General features: G+C 66.8%; 14 protein-coding genes and 1 riboswitch. Of the genes, 3 read left to right on the forward strand and 11 right to left on the reverse strand.

Annotation, left to right across the window (positions count from 1 at the left end; genetic code table 11):
• Positions 1–2 precede the first annotated feature (2 nt).
• The 5 genes from H7F16_RS02265 to H7F16_RS02285 are packed head-to-tail and all read right to left on the reverse strand — an operon-like array spanning position 3 to position 6,410.
• On the reverse strand, positions 3–632 hold the full coding sequence (locus H7F16_RS02265; RefSeq protein WP_185795926.1) for a precorrin-8X methylmutase: 630 nt from the start codon (positions 630–632) through the stop codon (positions 3–5).
• Positions 622–1,782, reverse strand: coding sequence for a precorrin-3B synthase (locus H7F16_RS02270; protein WP_185795927.1), 1,161 nt, complete (start codon positions 1,780–1,782; stop codon positions 622–624). Before H7F16_RS02270 ends, H7F16_RS02265 begins: the two co-directional genes overlap by 11 nt.
• Positions 1,779–5,012, reverse strand: coding sequence for a cobaltochelatase subunit CobN (cobN, locus tag H7F16_RS02275; protein WP_185795928.1), 3,234 nt, complete (start codon positions 5,010–5,012; stop codon positions 1,779–1,781). Before cobN ends, H7F16_RS02270 begins: the two co-directional genes overlap by 4 nt.
• A 6-nt stretch (positions 5,013–5,018) precedes the next feature.
• Entirely contained in the window at positions 5,019–6,053 is a 1,035-nt protein-coding gene (gene cobW / locus H7F16_RS02280) for a cobalamin biosynthesis protein CobW (protein ID WP_185795929.1), read from the reverse strand.
• Complete coding sequence (locus H7F16_RS02285; RefSeq protein ID WP_185795930.1) at positions 6,054–6,410, reverse strand: DUF1636 family protein; 357 nt, start codon at positions 6,408–6,410, stop codon at positions 6,054–6,056.
• A gap of 97 nt (positions 6,411–6,507) precedes the next feature.
• Positions 6,508–6,733: riboswitch (cobalamin riboswitch) on the reverse strand.
• Between the two features lie 41 nt (positions 6,734–6,774).
• Here H7F16_RS02285 and cobO point away from each other — a divergent pair.
• Both cobO and H7F16_RS02295 read left to right on the forward strand, forming a co-directional pair.
• Positions 6,775–7,416 (forward strand): cob(I)yrinic acid a,c-diamide adenosyltransferase, encoded by a 642-nt coding sequence (gene cobO / locus H7F16_RS02290; protein ID WP_185795931.1) that lies wholly within the window; start codon positions 6,775–6,777, stop codon positions 7,414–7,416.
• Between the two features lie 308 nt (positions 7,417–7,724).
• On the forward strand, positions 7,725–9,167 hold the full coding sequence (locus H7F16_RS02295) for a cobyric acid synthase (RefSeq protein ID WP_185795932.1): 1,443 nt from the start codon (positions 7,725–7,727) through the stop codon (positions 9,165–9,167).
• Positions 9,168–9,169: 2 nt separating this feature from the next.
• Here the strand turns inward: H7F16_RS02295 and H7F16_RS02300 are convergent, their stop codons facing one another.
• The 4 genes from H7F16_RS02300 to scpA form a co-directional block, all read right to left on the reverse strand.
• On the reverse strand, positions 9,170–9,772 hold the full coding sequence (locus tag H7F16_RS02300) for a transglutaminase-like cysteine peptidase (RefSeq protein ID WP_185795933.1): 603 nt from the start codon (positions 9,770–9,772) through the stop codon (positions 9,170–9,172).
• A gap of 285 nt (positions 9,773–10,057) precedes the next feature.
• Positions 10,058–11,032: a GGDEF domain-containing protein gene (locus H7F16_RS02305; RefSeq protein ID WP_241741143.1), complete on the reverse strand. Its 975-nt coding sequence runs from the start codon at positions 11,030–11,032 to the stop codon at positions 10,058–10,060.
• Positions 11,016–11,588 carry a heme NO-binding domain-containing protein gene (locus H7F16_RS02310; RefSeq protein WP_185795934.1) on the reverse strand — a complete coding sequence of 191 codons (573 nt, stop codon included), beginning with the start codon at positions 11,586–11,588 and terminating at the stop codon, positions 11,016–11,018. The genes H7F16_RS02305 and H7F16_RS02310 overlap by 17 nt, the downstream gene beginning before the upstream one ends.
• 54 nt (positions 11,589–11,642) lie before the next feature.
• The gene (gene scpA, locus H7F16_RS02315) at positions 11,643–13,772 is read right to left on the reverse strand and encodes a methylmalonyl-CoA mutase (protein ID WP_185795935.1); all 2,130 of its coding nucleotides are present in this window, start codon (positions 13,770–13,772) and stop codon (positions 11,643–11,645) included.
• Between the two features lie 79 nt (positions 13,773–13,851).
• Here scpA and H7F16_RS02320 point away from each other — a divergent pair, with 79 nt between their 5' ends.
• A complete protein-coding gene (locus tag H7F16_RS02320; RefSeq protein WP_338401943.1) occupies positions 13,852–14,304 on the forward strand; it encodes a DUF4174 domain-containing protein in 453 nt (150 codons plus the stop codon).
• Positions 14,305–14,362: 58 nt separating this feature from the next.
• On the opposite strand, the gene H7F16_RS02325 is transcribed toward H7F16_RS02320, so the two are convergent.
• Both H7F16_RS02325 and H7F16_RS02330 read right to left on the reverse strand, forming a co-directional pair.
• Positions 14,363–16,366 carry an acetyl-CoA carboxylase biotin carboxylase subunit gene (locus H7F16_RS02325; protein ID WP_185795936.1) on the reverse strand — a complete coding sequence of 668 codons (2,004 nt, stop codon included), beginning with the start codon at positions 16,364–16,366 and terminating at the stop codon, positions 14,363–14,365.
• A gap of 120 nt (positions 16,367–16,486) precedes the next feature.
• Positions 16,487–16,714 (reverse strand): hypothetical protein, encoded by a 228-nt coding sequence (locus tag H7F16_RS02330; protein ID WP_185795937.1) that lies wholly within the window; start codon positions 16,712–16,714, stop codon positions 16,487–16,489.
• Between the last annotated feature and the right edge of the window lie 124 nt (positions 16,715–16,838).

The following is a 16,838-nucleotide window of genomic DNA, read 5'->3' on the forward strand; positions in this document are numbered from 1 at the left end:
CGTCATTCCTTCCGGCTGGCGAGCGCGTTGACCGCCGCCACGGTGATGGCCGACCCGCCAAGCCTGCCGCGCACGATCATCGACGGGACGGGGCGGTCCTGCATCAGCGCGTCCTTGCTTTCCGCCGCCCCGATGAAGCCCACGGGGCAACCGATGATCGCGGCAGGGCGCGGGCAGGCGGGGTCTTCGAGCATGTTCAGAAGGTGGAACAGCGCTGTCGGCGCGTTGCCGATGGCGACCACCGCCCCCGCGAGATGCGGGCGCCACAATTCGAGCGCCGCAGCCGAGCGGGTGTTGCCCATCTCGGCGGCCATCGCGGGAACGCGGGGGTCTTGCAGGGTGCAGATGATCTCGTTCCTTGCGGGCAGGCGGGGGCGGGTGATTCCTTCGCTGATCATCCGCGCATCGCACAGGACCGGCGCGCCCGCTTCCAGTGCGGCGCGTGCGGCGATGGCCATTCCTTCGGTGAATTCGACAAAGGCCTCAAGCCCCACCATGCCGGCGGCATGGATCATCCGCACCACCACCACTTCCTCTTCGGGGGTGAATCGCCCGAGGTCCGCTTCGGCGCGGATGGTGGCAAAGGAGCGCAGGTAGATTTCCGCGCCATCGGTGATGTAGCTATGGGGCATTGGACGTCTCGGTCAAAAGCTCTGGCTGGGCCAGCAATTCATCGGCCGTCAGCGACCGCGCGGCCACATCCGCCGCCGTGCCGTTCCGGACCAGATCGAAGCCCGCAGCGGTTGCGGTCAGCGTCAGCGGAGCCGCGGACGGGTGGGCGCAGCCCTTGGCGCAGCCCGAGAGGTGCAAAAGCGCCCCTTCGGGCAGCTTGGGGGCCAGGGCCCGCGCCAGATCACGCACGGGCGCAAGCGCCTGCAGACATGCGGGCGCACCCGTGCAGGCCACCACGCGCAGCAACGGATCGTCGGCGTGGGTGACAAGCCCGGCAAGGGCAGGCATCGCGCGCGCGCCCTCGACCAGCAGCATCCGCCACGGCGTCACGCGCATGTCGCCAAAGCCTGCAAGGGCCGCAAGGGTTTCGGCGCGCATCTGGCCGAATTCGAACCCGACCAAGGCACCCTGAGCAACCAGTCGCGGCCGCTGCAAGATGTCAGGTGCCACGGACATCGGCGCGGCCATGAACCGCGCGGGCGGCAGGGCGCCGCGCGCCACAAGCGCCGCCATCCGGCCCCGCCCGCCCGTCACCCCGCCCGCATCGACGAACCAGCGCGCCAGATCGAGTGCTGCGTCCACCGCCGTGCCGACAGTGACCGCAGCACCCGTTCGCATGCCTTCGGCGCGCACGATCAGACCGCCCGCCCCCTGCTCGACACGGATATCCGCCGCCGCCCCGCGCAGAACGGGCGTGGCACCCGTATCGACCGCATAGCCGAATTTGCCGGGGAGGACGGGGAAGTCACGAAGCCGCGCGACAAGTTCGGCCGCGATGTCCTGCGCCCCGTCGCCTGCGTTCCAGAAGGGCGTGACCTGAATGTTGCGCATCGCTTCGGTCTGGCTGTCGGCGTCGATCAGCCCCAAATCCGCAAGGCCCGCGATCAGCGCCGGATGCCCCGCTTCGGTCACGCCGCGCAGCTGCACGTTGCCCCGTGCCGACAGGTCGATGAGACCATTGCCGAAGTCCTGCGAGAGCGCGGCGATCCGCAGGGCCATCGCCGCCGGCAAGCGCCCGCCGTGCAGGCGCACCCGCACGACCAGCCCGTCGCCCGACAGCATCGGGCGCAGCGCCCCCGGACACCAACCCTGCACGACGGGTCCGCTCATCCCCGCTCCTCCAGTGCCGCAGCAATCGAATTCCGCCGTGTCACCCAAAGACCCGCCTCGCGCAAGGCGGCAAAACGCGCACGCAGGGCCGCCAGCGCCTGCGGGTTCTCGCGCTCCATGAAGTCGACCAGATCGTCACGACCCAAGGTCGCCTCGTGATAGAGATCGAAGAGATGCGCCGGAACCGCCCGCGTGAGATGGGCATAGGCGGCAAGGTTGTCCAAGGTGGCCGTCACCTCGGCCGCGCCCCTGAAGCCGTGGCGCATCATGCCCGTGGCCCAATCGGGGTTCGCCGCCCGCGCCCGCACCACGCGGCCGATCTCTTCCGAGACGGTCCGCGCCCGTGGCGCATCGGTGGTGGCATCCATGTGATAAAGCGCAGGGGCAGCGCCGCCCAAGGCCACCTTTGCCGCCGCAACACCGCCTTCGTGTGCGGCATAATCGGGGGCCATCAGCACATCGGTTTCCACCATGTCCTGCACATGGGCAAAGGCATCGGCCCGCAGGACGCGGGCTTCAAGGGCGGCGCGCGCCTCATGCGCCTCGCCCTTGGCATCGACGGCCCAGCTCGAGGCCGAAAGCCATGCCTCGCCCGCCGCCGCGCGCCCCGTGTCCGAGTAATCCTCGAGCGCGCCGGCCATGCCCATGCCGTAAAGGCCGGGTTTCGGGCCGAACACCCGATGGCCGCGCGTGACATAGGGGTTGTCCTCGGGCGCTTCGTCGCGTGCGGCCAAAGCCTCGGCCCCTGCTTCGAACAGCTGCGCGAGGCCGGGGAAAACATCGCGGAACAGGCCCGATACGCGCAGCGTCACGTCGATACGGGGGCGGCCCAGCAGCGCCAGCGGGACCACCTCGAAGCCCGACACGCGTTCGGAGCCTTCGTCCCAACGCGGTGACAGGCCCGCAAGATGCAGCGCCATCGCCACCTCTTCGCCCGCCGTCCGCATCGTGGCCGACCCCCAAAGGTCGAGGATCAGCCCCTTGGGCCAATCGCCCTTGTCCTGCAAATGCCGCCGCAGCAGTTCTTCGGCCAGTTTGACCCCTTGGGCATGGGCCGCGCGGGACGGCACGGCGCGGGGGTCGACGGAATAGAGGTTCCGTCCGGTCGGCAGCACGTCGACCCGTCCGCGCCACGGCGACCCTGCGGGACCGGAATCGACCCGGCGCCCTGCAAGCGCGTCGCTCAGGCCCGCGCTTTCTCCGGCCGCCGTGCCGTAGATGTGCAGCCCGTCGCCATACTGGCTTTCCTTGATGTCGCAGACGAAACGGTCGATCCGCGTGATCGCCTCGGCCGCGCTTGCCGCCGCGTCGAGGCCAAGGTCGTCTTCCACGCCCGAGGCCCTTGCCTCGTCGCGGATGGCGGCGATCAGGCGGTCGCGGCGCGACGGGTCAAGCCCGTCGGCGGTGGAATATTCATCAAGCAGCCGTTCCAGCCGCAACAAGCCTTCGGGCACCCTGGACAGCGCAAGGGGGGGCGGCAGATGGCCCAAGGTCACCGCGCCGATCCTGCGTTTGGCCTGCGCGGCCTCGCCGGGGTCGTTGACGATGAAGGGGTAGATCACGGGCAAGGCACCGATCAGCGCCTCGGGCCAGCAGGCGTCGGACAGGGCGACCGACTTGCCCGGCAACCATTCGAGCGTGCCATGCGCACCGACATGCACAAGCGCGTGCAGGCCCTGCGCCCTGAGCCAGAGGTAGAAGGCGACATAGCCGTGGCGCGGTGTGCGGCTGAGGTCGTGGTATTCGCCCTCACGTCCCCGCACCTCGCCCCGTTCGGGCTGCAAGGCCACGAGGGCCGAGCCTGCCCGCAGCGCGGCGAAGCGGAACACCCCGCCAAGGCAGGCCGGATCGTCCTGCGGCGCGCCCCAGGCGGCAGCCAGATCATCGCGAAGGCTTTGCGGCAGGCCAGCCAGAGCCGCCTGATATTCGGCAAGCGGCCAGTCGATATGCGCGCCCGCCAGCCGATGGCCAAGGTCGTCCACCGGCGCGACGCGATAGCCCTCGGCCGCCAGCGAGGCGAGCATTCCGTTCACCGAGGCCAACGCGTCGAGGCCGACGGCATGGGCAATCTGGTCCGGCCGACCCGGATAGGTCGACAGCACAAAGGCGAGGCACCGCCCGGACGCCTGCGCTGTCGCAAGCCTGTGCCATGCGGCCACGCGGTCGGCCACCAGAGCCACGCGCCCCGCATCGGCCCGATGCGCGAAACGCGAGAATTGCAGATCGGGGTCGCGCTTGAGCGGGGATTTGAACGATACGACGCCTGCGAAAAGCCGGCCGTCCACCTCGGGCAGCACGACATGCATCGCGAGGTCGGCCGGAGACAGGCCCCGCGCCGATCCGGCCCAGTCGCGCCGCCGCGCCGTGGACAGGGCGACCTGGAACACAGGCCCCCCCGCCGCATCGAGCGGCGACGTCCCGTCCGGCCCGCGCCCCGAAAAGGCCGTGGCATTGACCACGGCGACGGGCTTCAGCGCCGCGAAAGCCCCGGCCAGAAACGCCGCAGCCCCCCCGGCCTTGAGCGAGGGGACAAACAGGCCCGAAACCGCAAAGCCCCGCGCGCGCAGGGCCGAAAAGAGGGCGTCCACGGGGGCGGTGTCGGCACTGGTCAGGTAGCTGCGGTAAAAGACGACCGCCACCGCAGGGGCTTGCGCAGCCTCGGGCCCTTTTACCACGCCCGCATCGGGCAGGTACCAGCCGCAATCGGGCACGGTCTTGTCACCCGGCACCGGCCCCGCATAAAGCCCCGCCGCCAGCGCAAGTTGCGCCAGCGCCGCCTGCGCCGCCACGGCCCCCCCCGCATCGCAAAGCGCCATCAGCCTGCGCAGGGTCGAAACCGGCAGGGTCGAGGCGGCGTCAAGTGCCGCATCCTCGCGCCCGTCCGCAGGCAGCACGGCAAGCGCGATCCCTTTTCTGCGGCACAGGTCCTGAACCGAGGCGATGCCATAGGGCCAGTAGCTTTCGCCCCCGATCAACCGGATCAGGATGCCCTTGGCCCCCGAGAGCGTCCTTTCGACATAGGTGTCGACCGACAGCGGGTGGCGCAGCGCCACGAGGTTGACCAGACGCACGCTCGGCAATCCGGCCTTGCCCCGATGCCATCCTGCCGCGAAAGCGCCAAGGTCACTGTCGGAAAAGGACATCACCACCAGATCGGCAGGGTCTTGCCCTACGTCGAACGGGGTGTCCGTCTCCTCGAGCCCGTGGCTTTCGCGAAAGACGACATGCATCGCAGATCAGGCCCCCAGAACGGCGGCGATGGCGGCGGCGTCGATATCGTCATGCTCGGCGATCACGACAAGCTGCCCCTTGCGCGGGTTTGCACCCCAAGGGCGGTCATACTGATAGCGCACCCGTTCCCCCACGGCCTGCACCAGCATCCGCATCGGTTTTCCGCTGACGGCGACGTAGCCCTTCACGCGCAGGATGTTCTGTTCGCGCGCAAGGCGCTGGATGGCGGCGACCAGCACCTCGGGGTCGGACACTTCCGGCAGATCGATCACGACGCTGTCGAAATCCTCGTGCTCGTGGTCGTCGGCGCCGTCATGGTGGCTGGGACGCGCGGCCAGATCATCCTCGGCCCTGGCGTTCAGGCCAAGGATCACCCGCGGGTCGATGATGCCATCGGTCATCGCGATGATCGGCAGGCGGCGCGGGGATTCGGCCTCGATCACCAACCGCGCGGCGGCCAGACCGGCCTCGCCCGCAAGATCCGCCTTGGAAAGCAGCACGATGTCGGCGCAGGAAATCTGGTCCTCGAACACCTCGGACAGGGGCGTCTCGTGGTCGATGCTGTCATCGGCCTCGCGCTGGGCCTGCACGGCGGCTTCGTCCGGCGCGAAACGGCCTGCCGCGACGGCTTCGGCATCGGCCAAGGTCACCACGCCATCGACGGTGATGCGCGAGCGGATCGCGGGCCAGTCGAAGGCCTTGAGCAAGGGCTTGGGCAGGGCCAATCCCGAGGTTTCGATCAGGATGTGGTCGGGCCGGACCGGCAGCGCCATCAATGCCTCGATCGTGGGGATGAAATCGTCGGCCACGGTGCAGCAGATGCAGCCATTGGCAAGTTCGACGATGTTCTCGACGGGGCAATTGTCATCGGCGCAGGATTTAAGGATATCGCCATCCACCCCGACAGTGCCGAATTCGTTGACAAGGATCGCCAGACGCTTGCCCTGGGGGTTCATCATCAGATGCCGGATCAGCGTGGTCTTGCCTGCACCCAGAAAGCCGGTGATCACGGTAACGGGGATTTTTGACAGATCGGACATTCAGCTCTCCATTGGCGGAATTCGGGCAAGGCTTTGCTTGCGGAAGATGACGGGCCGCTCGCGCCAGGGCACGATGCCATCGGCGGTGGCGGCATAGGCACCGGCACCGGCAAGGATATCGGCGGCATCGGCCTCGGTCAGGCGGCCATAGACGTAAGACCACTTCCCCGCGGCAGACAAGGCGACCGAGCAGCCCTGATTGCAGGCGGAAAGGCATTCGACCGGAACGATCCGCACGCCTGCGGGCGCGCCCGCACCCGTCAGGGCGGCGTGGAGCCTTGCGCCCGGGGCCACGGCCCCCTCGGGCAGCGGCTCTCCGGCCTTGCAGGTGATACAGACATGCAGAACAGCGCCCATCGGTCGTCCATCGCTTGGCGCGGGCGGGGCGACCTGACGACAGGGCAGGCCAAGGCGCACCCCTGATCGTCGGCTGCGGCACACCCCGTCCGCCCGGTTCAATCCTCTCGCGCTGGCAGGTCTCCCGGCTTGCGGATTCAGGGTCTCCCCAACGCTCCGTCCGCCTTCCCGCCCCCTTTCGGGAACAGTGGCACGGGACGGACCTTTCCGGTCACGGTCGCGGGGGCGGCTGCGCTTCGGTCCTGCGCCCCGTTGGGTCGCAAAACCTGTCGCATTCCCTCTTGGCCTGCCGTAGGACAGGCACCAACGCATCCCGTCACCTGTGGCAGATGCCAAGCCAGAGTCAAGGACAAGGACCGTCACCATGAGCGACGACCGCGACATCCCCGAAGCAGGCACCCCCGAGGCCGAGGCCCGCCATGCGATGAAGATGGCCAAGAAGAAGGCCGCCCGCGACAAGATCATGGCCACCAAATCGGGCGAAAAGGGTCTGGTCATCGTCCACACCGGCGCGGGCAAGGGCAAGTCGTCCTCGGGCTTCGGCATGATCCTGCGCTGCATCGCCCACGGCATGCCCTGCGCGGTGGTGCAGTTCATCAAGGGCGCATGGGACACGGGCGAACGCCGCCTGATCGAAGGACATTTCTCGGACCTCTGCCAGTTCCACGCGATGGGCGAGGGCTTCACCTGGGAAACGCAGGACCGTGCCCGCGATATCGAAATGGCGCGCAAGGGCTGGGAAAAGGCCAAGGAGCTGATCCTGAAGCCCGACATCCGCCTTGTGCTGCTCGACGAGATCAACATCGCGCTGCGCTATGATTACCTTGACGTGAACGAGGTCGTGGCCTTCCTGCGCGACGAGAAGCCGCCGCTGACCCATGTCGTCCTGACAGGGCGCAACGCGGGCGAGGCGCTGATCGAAGCCGCCGATCTGGTCACCGAGATGACGCTGGTGAAACATCCCTTCCGATCGGGCATCAAGGCCCAGCCGGGCGTGGAGTTCTGAGCCGGGGCGGGGGGCCAGCCCCCCGCACCCCCCGGGATATTTGGGCGAGTATGAAAGGCGCAAGGTAGGAAAGTGTTAAGGTTTACCTGCCAAGGTAACACTGCGGTACAGGGAGGGATCCCGATGACCGCCGAGTGTGAAAGCACCGCACCTCCCCCGCACATGCGGCCCGAGGTGCGGTGTGACTGCAATTTCATACTCGTCCCAAATATCCTCGCCGAAGGCTCCCGCCCCTTCCGCCATGCCGCCCTTTCAGAACCTGCCCCTGATTTTTCGCAGAAAAATCGCCGCTCCGGAAAGGCCGCGACATGCCCGCTTTGATGATACAGGGCGCAGGCTCGAACGTCGGGAAATCGCTTCTCGTCGCGGGTCTTTGCCGGGCGGCGCGGCTGCGCGGGCTGGGGGTCGCGCCGTTCAAGCCGCAGAACATGTCAAACAACGCCGCCGTGACGGTGGACGGGGGCGAGATCGGGCGGGCGCAGGCCCTGCAAGCGCGGGCCTGCGGGCAGGACCCGCATACGGATATGAACCCCGTGCTGCTGAAGCCGGAATCCGAGGTGGGCAGCCAGGTCGTCGTGCAGGGGCGCCGCATCGCCACAGTCAGGGCGCGGGATTATGCCGCACTCAAACCCTCGCTCATGGCCCCCGTTCTCGAGAGTTTCAACCGCCTGTGCGCCGCCCATGATCTGGTGATCGTCGAAGGCGCGGGAAGCCCTGCCGAGGTCAACCTGCGCGGGGGAGACATTGCCAATATGGGCTTTGCCCGCGCCGCCGATGTTCCGGTGGTGCTGGTCGGCGATATCGACCGTGGCGGGGTGATCGCCCAGATCGTCGGGACCAAGGCTGTCCTCGACCCGGACGACGCCGCGATGGTTGCGGGCTTTCTCATCAACAAATTCCGCGGGGATGTCAGCCTGTTCGACGACGGCTACAGGCTTATCGAAAGCCTCACCCGATGGCGGGGCTTCGGCACGCTGCCCTTCTTTCCCGATGCCTTCCGCCTTCCGGCCGAGGACGCACTCGACATTCCGGCCCGCACGGGGAACGGCAGTTTCCGCATTGCGGTGCCGGTCTTCTCGCGCATCGCCAATTTCGACGACCTCGACCCGCTGGCGCAAGAACCTTCTGTCTCGATTGCGATGGTCCGCGCGGGCGAGGCGATCCCGCCTTGCGATCTGGTCATCCTGCCGGGGTCCAAGTCGACACGCGCCGATCTTGCCTATCTGCGCGCCCAAGGCTGGGACATCGACATCGCCGCCCATATCCGGCGCGGCGGGCATGTGCTGGGCATCTGCGGCGGCTATCAGATGCTTGGCGCGACCGTCGATGACCCCGAGGGCATCGAAGGTCCGGCGGGCGCAACGGCCGGCCTTGGCCATCTGGAGGTTGCCACCACCATGCAAGGCGACAAACGGCTGACGCGCACGGTGGCCACGCATGTTCCCACGGGGCTGACGCTCGAGGGCTACGAGATCCATATCGGGCGAACCTCGGGGCCGGATTGCAGCCGCCCCTTTGCCATGATCGGCGGCGCGGCTGACGGGGCCATTTCGGCCAATGGCCGCATCATGGGCAGCTATCTGCACGGGCTGTTCGCCAGCGACCGGTTCCGCAGCGCCTTTCTTGCCGCACTCGGGGCGGCGCCTTCGGGGCTAAACTATGGAAAGGGCGTCGAAGACACGCTCGACGCCCTTGCAGCCCATATGGAACGGCATATCGACGTGGCGGGGCTGCTCGCCCTTGCCCGCTAGGGTCAGCTTCCGGCGCCGGGAAGGATACCACCCACCATCAGCGCCACCCAGCGCTGCGGATTGCGCGGGTCTTGCATCCGCAGGAAGGTGTAGCCGGTTTCGTCCCACCGCTTCACCGCCCCGCGCAGGTTGTCGAGCACCAGGTCGGCACCATCGGCATGCAGGACCAGAACCGCATGGGACTTGCCGCCGCGGTCAAGCACCGAAGCCAGCAGCAGGCGGTCGGGCGAGATGCCCGCCTCGATCAGGGCTTTCTTCTTGAAGAGCGCATAGTCCTCGCAGTCGCCGCCGCGTGCCGTGGGCAGCGCCCATTTCTCGGCAAGGTGGTACTGCTGCATGTCGCTGACCGGATGGATGCGCGCATTGGCCTTGCGGTTGATCGACACGACCAGTTCCATCTGCGCCGCGCCGAGAGGAGCCGAGGAGGTTCCCGCAGCGCAGGCCCAGCCGTAGGTGGCGCAGAGGCCCGTCGCACCGCCGGGGGCCGAAACCACGGCCCGCATCGGCAGAACCCCGCCCGGCGAGGTCGAGTCGATGGCCTTTGCACCCGAGGTGAAAGCAGCAAGCGACAGTGCGGCGGCGAGGATGATCTTGGCGATACGCATGGCAATATCCTTTCGGCACAAGAACTTGCGTTCCTGCGGGGTCCGGAGCGCATTCTCCGGTTTCGTCTTTCTGGCGGTCTTGCCGGGGCTACCGTTGCCAATGGCCTTGCGGCGAGGTCGGTTCGTCCGGGTCGATCAGTCGGGCGGGTCTGTCGTTCCGCCTGAAATTGTTTTTAGACGCGGAGCCCCGCAAAGTCCTTGTGGCATCCGGCGGATTTCGGACAGCCAAGGTCTGCACCCCGTCACAACGGATGATGCCGCCATACCCATACCCCCATACTTCCGTCATGGAACCGTCGGTCCGGCTGCGTCATTCTGTGCCAGAACCGCCCGTCCGCGCCCCGCGCGCTTGGCCGCGTAAAGCGCCGCATCCGCTGCGGCGAGCAGGCTTTCGGCGCTTACCCCTGCCTGACGGTCGAAGAGCGCAAGGCCAAGCGATGCCGCGACCCGGCATTGCGCGCCGCCGTAGGCTATGGGTTCCGCCATCCGCAGGGCGAGGCGGTCGGCCACGGATTGCAACCGCGCGGCATCGGGAACCGAGGGCAGGACCAGCACGAATTCGTCGCCACCGATCCGCGCCACCGTATCGCCCGCCCGCGTTTCCGCCGCCAGAACCTGTGCCGCCTGCGCCAGGACATGGTCGCCTGCGGCATGGCCGAGCGTGTCGTTCACCGCCTTGAAATGGTCGAGGTCGACATGGATCAAGCCAAAGCGCCGCCCGCCCGCGATCAGCCCGTCAAGTGCGGCCATCAGCGCGCGGCGGTTGCCGATGCCGGTCAGGGCATCGCTTTGGGCTTCGGTCTCGGCGCGGAGGCGGGCGCCTTCGATGCGGGCATTCAGGCGGCGCAGCTCGTCGGTGACGGCTGTCTTGGCCTCGACCAGATAGAGAAGTTCGACCGTCAGTTCCGTGGCGGCAAAGTCGGCATCGGTAAGGGCATAGCGGCGCACGGCTTCGACCACGCCAAGCCCGAAGGACAGGTCAAGCAGCGCGCCACCCGCTCCATCGGGAATGGCAAGGCCGCGCAGCACCGTGCCATCGGCGGCACGCAACCGCAAACGCCGCGCCGCGAGGATCGAGGCGATATCGCGGCCCTCAGGCGGACCTTCGGGCGGGAAAGCCTCGGCAAAGGTTTTTGCCGTGCCGAGGACACGCGCCAAGGTTGGACCCATCGCCGTGATGCGGCCCTGCGCGTCGAGCCGCAGCAGCATGGGCATCAGGGCGGACAGGGCCGCAAGATCGACCTCAACCCGCAAGTGCAAACCCCCGTCCTTCGGCAAAATCCGACTCGACCAGCCGCAGGGTGATGGCGTTCGCCTCGCGGGTCAGGACGACAAGGGTGCCGTAATCGTCGGCCATCGCGCGGATCAATCCTGCGATCACCGCCGCAAAGCCGGACAGGCCCGCGCCGACAGAAAGATGCCAGACGCCGCCCCCGGACCGAACCGTCAGGCGAGGAAGGTCGAGATCGGCAACGGCAAGGCGGACACGGTCGGGCAGATCCTCCAAGGCAAGAAGGAATGCGACGAAATCGGCCCCGCCAAAGCGCAAGAGCCGCCGGATCGCCGCCGAGGAAGGGTGCGAGACGAGGTAGGTTCCCAGATCCTCGAGCAGGGCCTCCGGCTCGTGCCGCGTGACCTGTGCGGCGGCGGAAAGCAGCGCGTCGGTCAGCGCGTCGTCATAGGGGCGCAACGCCTCGAACCCGGTTTCGGCCAGACCGCCAGGCAAGCCCGCGCTGCGCGCGATGGCCCGCCATGCCGCATCGCCAAAACTGTCGCGCAGAAAACACTGCAGCGCCCTGTTGCAAAGCCCGTGCATCACCCGACCCCATAGTCCCCGGAGTCAGGCTGCGCGATTCGGCTTAACGGCAGGTTACGGGCGGGCGTCGCGGATCAGGGTCAGGATATGCTTGGCCGCTTCGGGAATGTTCGTGCCCGGCCCGAAGATCGCCTTGACGCCGTGGTCGAAGAGGAACTGGTAATCCTGCTGCGGAATGACGCCGCCGCAGATGACCAGAATATCGTCGGCCCCTGCGGCCTTGAGCGCCTCGACCAGTTTGGGGGCAAGGGTCTTGTGCCCTGCGGCCTGACTGGAGATGCCGATGACATGCACGTCGTTGTCGATGGCGTCCTGCGCGGCCTCTTCCGGTGTCTGGAACAGGGGGCCCACATCGACATCGAAGCCGATATCGGCGAAGGCGGTGGCGATGACCTTGGCGCCACGGTCGTGGCCGTCCTGCCCCATCTTCACCACCAGCATCCGCGGGCGGCGGCCTTCTTCCTGCGCAAAGGCTTCCACATCCTGCTGGATCTGGGCAAATCCCTGATCCCCTTCGTAGGCCGCGCCATAGACCCCTGCGAGGGTTTTCACTTCGGCCCTGTGCCGTCCGAACACCTTTTCCATGGCCGTGCTGATCTCTCCAACTGTGGCCCGCGCGCGGGCGGCATCGACGGCGGCTTCGAGCAGGTTGCCCCCTTCCGTGGCACGGCGGGTCAACTCGTCCAGCGTGGCCTGACAGGCGGCTTCATCCCGCGCGGCGCGGGTCGATTTCAGCCGTGCGATCTGGGCATCGCGCACGGCGACGTTGTCGATATCGAGGATGTCGATGGGGTCTTGCTTGTCGAGCTTGTACTTGTTGACGCCGACGATCACCTCGTCGCCACGGTCGATGGCCGCTTGCCGTTTGGCGGCCGATTCCTCGATGCGCAATTTGGGCATGCCGCTGGCGACCGCCTTGGTCATGCCGCCCATTTCTTCGACCTCGTCCATCAGCGCCCAGGCCTTTTCGGCAAGCTCGTTGGTGAGGCTTTCGACATAGTAGGACCCGGCGAGCGGATCGACGACCTTGGTGATGCCGGTTTCCTCTTGCAGGATCAGCTGCGTGTTGCGCGCGATGCGGGCGGCGAAATCGGTGGGCAGGGCAATCGCCTCGTCCAGCGCGTTGGTGTGCAGCGATTGCGTGCCGCCAAGCACGGCCGCAAGCGCCTCGTAGGCGGTGCGGACCACGTTGTTGTAGGGATCCTGCTCTTGCAGGGACACGCCGCTGGTCTGGCAATGGGTGCGCAGCATGAGGCTCGAGGTCTTTTTCGCGCCGAAGCCTTCCATGATGCGGTGCCAGAGCATCCTTGCCGCGCGCAGCTTTGCGGCCTCCATGAAGAAGTTCATGCCGATGGCGAAGAAGAACGACAGACGCCCCGCGAATTCGTCGACATCCATGCCCCGTTCCAGCGCGGCGCGCACGTATTCGCGCCCGTCTGCCAGCGTGAAGGCAAGCTCTTGCACAAGGTTCGCGCCCGCTTCCTGCATGTGATAGCCGGAAATCGAGATCGAGTTGAACTTGGGCATCTCCTTGGCGGTGAATTCGATGATGTCCGCAATGATCCGCATGCTGGGTTCGGGCGGATAGATGTAGGTGTTGCGCACCATGAATTCCTTGAGGATGTCGTTCTGGATCGTCCCCGAAAGGGCGGCCCGCGACACGCCCTGCTCCTCGCCCGTGACGATGAAGTTGGCGAGGATCGGGATCACCGCGCCGTTCATCGTCATCGACACGGAAACCTTGTCGAGCGGGATGCCGTCGAACAGCACCTTCATATCCTCGACCGAGTCGATGGCGACGCCCGCCTTGCCGACATCGCCCACCACGCGGGGGTGGTCGCTGTCATAGCCGCGGTGGGTGGCAAGGTCGAATGCGACCGAAACCCCCTGCTGGCCCGCGGCCAGCGCCTTGCGGTAAAAGGCGTTGCTTTCCTCGGCGGTGGAAAAGCCCGCGTATTGGCGGATGGTCCAGGGCCGGCCCGCGTACATCGTGGCGCGGACGCCGCGGGTAAAGGGGGCCACGCCCGGCACCTCGCCCATCTGCGGCAGGCCCGCGACGTCCTCGGCGGTGTAAAGCGGCTTGACGGGGATGCCTTCCAGCGTGTCCCAGACCAGCGTTTCCGGCGCGGCGCCCTTGAGTTCCTTGGCAGCCAGTGCCCGCCATGTTGCAATCTTGTCCGACATGGTTCCGCATCCTTCACATCTTGGCCGGTGTGACACCGGCGGTCTTGGGTTTCGCGGCGACAGGCTTATATGTTCGCCTATGGCCCACCGCATGAAACCGCTTTACGTCCTAGTCCTTACGGCACTGCTTCCGCTTTCGTCCGCAGCGCAGGAGGTGGCTGAATTCCGGTCCCTGCCCGCGTCGGATGTGGTGGTGGCCGATCTTATGTTCGCCAAACGCGGGGTCGTGGTTTTTGCCGACTCGGCAAATGACCCGAATTTCGTCCGCCAGATGGAGCTGATCGCGCGCGACCCCAAGGCGCTGGCAGAGCGTGACGTGGTCGTGATCACCGACACCGACCCCGCCGCCAAGACGGCGTTGCGCCAGAAACTGCGCCCGCGCGGGTTCAGCCTTGTCCTGCTGGACAAGGACTGGCAGCCCGAATTGCGCAAACCGCTGCCTTGGGACGTGCGCGAGATTTCGCACGCCATCGACAAGTTTCCGCTGCGCCGGCAGGAAATGAACGAGCGGCCCGCAGCGGCAGGCGGATAGGGCGCAACGCCCATCGCTTTGCGGCAAGGGATAGAGACCGCTTTGGGCAGGGGCGGGTTCACTCGAACTCCATGATGACATCGTCGACCCGCAGGCTTGCGCCTGCCGTGGCGTTGATCTTCTTGACCACGCCCTTGCGTTCGGCCTTGAGGATGTTTTCCATCTTCATCGCCTCGACCGTCGCCAGCGCCTGCCCTTCCTGAACCTCGTCGCCCTCTTCGACGGCGATCTTCACGATCAGGCCGGGCATCGGGCACAGCAGGAAACGCGAGGTGTCGGGGGGCAGTTTTTCCGGCATCATCAGCGCCAGTTCGTGTTGGCGCGGGGTGCGGACGTGGCATTTCAGATCGGCGCCACGCAGGCGCAGGCGGAAGCCGCCGGGCACCTTGCCGACCTTCATCACCAAGGGTGTGCCATCGACGACGAGCCGCGCCAGCGCCTGACCGGGCGTCCAGTCCGAGGCCACGCGCAGGGCCGCGCCATCGGCAAAGGTGACGGTCGAGCCGTCGCGGTCGGCGGCGATGGTCAGCGCCATCGACTGGCCTTGCACGGCGACGACCCAGTCATCGCCCACGCGGCGCTGGTGGTTGTCCATCGTGCCGGTGATCTTGGTGCGGCGGATTTCCGCGACGCGGTTCATCGCCGCCGCCGCCGCCGCGACACGCCGCAGCGTGGCATCGTCAAGCGTGGCGCCCTGAAAGCCTTCGGGATATTCCTCGGCGATGAAGGCGGTCGTGATGTTGCCCGACACAAAGCGCGGATGGTCCATCACCGCCCCGACGAAGGGCAGGTTGTGGCCGATCCCCTCGACCTCGAACGTATCCAGCGCAAGGCGCATTTCCTCGATGGCATCGGCGCGGGTTGCGCCCCATGTGCAGAGCTTGGCGATCATCGGGTCGTAATACATGCTGATCTCGCCGCCCTCGAACACGCCGGTGTCGTTGCGCACGATCCCGCCGCGCGGGGTGGTGCCTTCGACCGGCGGGCGGTAGCGCGTCAGCCGCCCGATCGAGGGCAGGAAGTTCCGGTACGGGTCTTCGGCATAGAGACGGCTTTCCATCGCCCAGCCGTTGATCTTCAGGTCGCTCTGCTTGAAGGGCAGCGGCTCGCCATTCGCCACGCGGATCATCTGCTCGACAAGGTCAACGCCGGTGATCAGTTCGGTCACAGGATGTTCGACCTGAAGCCGGGTGTTCATTTCGAGGAAGTAGAAGTTGCGGTTTCCGTCGACGATGAATTCCACGGTTCCTGCACTGGTGTAGCCCACGGCCTTTGCCAGCGCGCAGGCCTGTTCGCCCATCGCCTTGCGCGTCGCCTCGTCAAGGAAGGGCGAGGGCGCCTCTTCGATCACCTTCTGGTTCCGGCGCTGGATCGAGCATTCCCTTTCATGCAGGTAGACACAGTTGCCGTGTTTGTCGGCCAGCACCTGAATTTCGATATGGCGCGGTTGCGTCACGAATTTCTCGATGAAGATACGGTCGTCCCCGAATGAGGCCGTCGCCTCGTTCTTCGATGACTGGAAGCCCTCGCGCGCCTCGGCATCGTTCCATGCGATGCGCATCCCCTTGCCGCCACCGCCGGCCGAAGCCTTGATCATCACGGGATAGCCGATCTGGCCCGAAATCTTCACCGCCTCGTCAGCATCGGCAATCAGGCCCATATAGCCCGGAACGGTGGAGACGCCCGCTTCCTGCGCGATCTTCTTCGAGGTGATCTTGTCGCCCATCGCCTCGATGGCCGGGGACGGAGGACCGACGAACACCACGCCCGCCGCTTCGAGCGCCGCCGCGAAGGCGCGGTTTTCCGACAGGAAGCCATAGCCCGGATGCACCGCCTGCGCGCCGGTCGCCTTGACCGCGGCCATGATCTTGTCGATCACGATATAGGACTGCGCGGCAGGGGCGGCACCAATATGCACCGCTTCATCCGCCATCTTGACGTGCAGGGCGTTCCGGTCGGCATCGGAATAGACCGCCACCGTCTTGATGCCCATCTTGCGGGCCGTCTTGATGACGCGGCAGGCGATTTCGCCGCGGTTGGCGATCAGGATCTTGTCGAACATGGCTCTCCCCCAAAACCGTTCCCGGGCCGGGGAACGGCAGAAATGCAAAAGGCCACCCGGGGATTGCCCCCGGATGGCCCTTGAACGATGGAACGTCCCCGCCCGAAGGCAGGGGTCAGATCAGTAGCAGACGCCCGCGTCGTCGGCCAAAGCACCAGCGCCAGCGCCGATTGCCGCGCCGGTGAGGGCGTTCTTGTCGAGAATGTCGGCCGCGAGCGCGCCGGTGACGGCACCGATGGCCGCACGGCCACCATCACCCGTGCCGCAGCGGATGCCGGACTGGCCGGGGGCGCAGGCGGCAAGGCCGAGAGCGGTGACGGAAAGAAGGGCGAAAGGAAGGATGCGCATTTAAGACTGCCTCGTGCTTGGGTTATTCTTGCAGCGCAGTCTATCGCAAGGCGAGGGCGGGGAAAGCGAAAAGACGCATTCCGCAGGTTCACGGCCCGCCGATCGGCAAAACAACGCCCATCGG

Source organism: Paragemmobacter straminiformis (genome assembly GCF_014243445.1).
GTDB lineage: Bacteria > Pseudomonadota > Alphaproteobacteria > Rhodobacterales > Rhodobacteraceae > Paragemmobacter > Paragemmobacter straminiformis.

What these genes read in the sequence shown, in the direction of transcription:
- H7F16_RS02270 (WP_185795927.1), bottom strand. Translation starts at nt 1,782, where the DNA reads ATGAGCGGACCCGTCGTGCAGGGTTGGTGTCCGGGGGCGCTGCGCCCG.
- scpA (WP_185795935.1), bottom strand. Translation starts at nt 13,772, where the DNA reads ATGTCGGACAAGATTGCAACATGGCGGGCACTGGCTGCCAAGGAACTC.
- H7F16_RS02330 (WP_185795937.1), bottom strand. Translation starts at nt 16,714, where the DNA reads ATGCGCATCCTTCCTTTCGCCCTTCTTTCCGTCACCGCTCTCGGCCTT.
- H7F16_RS02285 (WP_185795930.1), bottom strand. Translation starts at nt 6,410, where the DNA reads ATGGGCGCTGTTCTGCATGTCTGTATCACCTGCAAGGCCGGAGAGCCG.
- H7F16_RS02265 (WP_185795926.1), bottom strand. Translation starts at nt 632, where the DNA reads ATGCCCCATAGCTACATCACCGATGGCGCGGAAATCTACCTGCGCTCC.
- H7F16_RS02295 (WP_185795932.1), top strand. Translation starts at nt 7,725, where the DNA reads ATGCCCGCTTTGATGATACAGGGCGCAGGCTCGAACGTCGGGAAATCG.
- H7F16_RS02310 (WP_185795934.1), bottom strand. Translation starts at nt 11,588, where the DNA reads ATGCACGGGCTTTGCAACAGGGCGCTGCAGTGTTTTCTGCGCGACAGT.
- H7F16_RS02325 (WP_185795936.1), bottom strand. Translation starts at nt 16,366, where the DNA reads ATGTTCGACAAGATCCTGATCGCCAACCGCGGCGAAATCGCCTGCCGC.
- H7F16_RS02300 (WP_185795933.1), bottom strand. Translation starts at nt 9,772, where the DNA reads ATGCGTATCGCCAAGATCATCCTCGCCGCCGCACTGTCGCTTGCTGCT.
- cobN (WP_185795928.1), bottom strand. Translation starts at nt 5,012, where the DNA reads ATGCATGTCGTCTTTCGCGAAAGCCACGGGCTCGAGGAGACGGACACC.
- cobO (WP_185795931.1), top strand. Translation starts at nt 6,775, where the DNA reads ATGAGCGACGACCGCGACATCCCCGAAGCAGGCACCCCCGAGGCCGAG.
- cobW (WP_185795929.1), bottom strand. Translation starts at nt 6,053, where the DNA reads ATGTCCGATCTGTCAAAAATCCCCGTTACCGTGATCACCGGCTTTCTG.
- H7F16_RS02320 (WP_338401943.1), top strand. Translation starts at nt 13,852, where the DNA reads ATGGCCCACCGCATGAAACCGCTTTACGTCCTAGTCCTTACGGCACTG.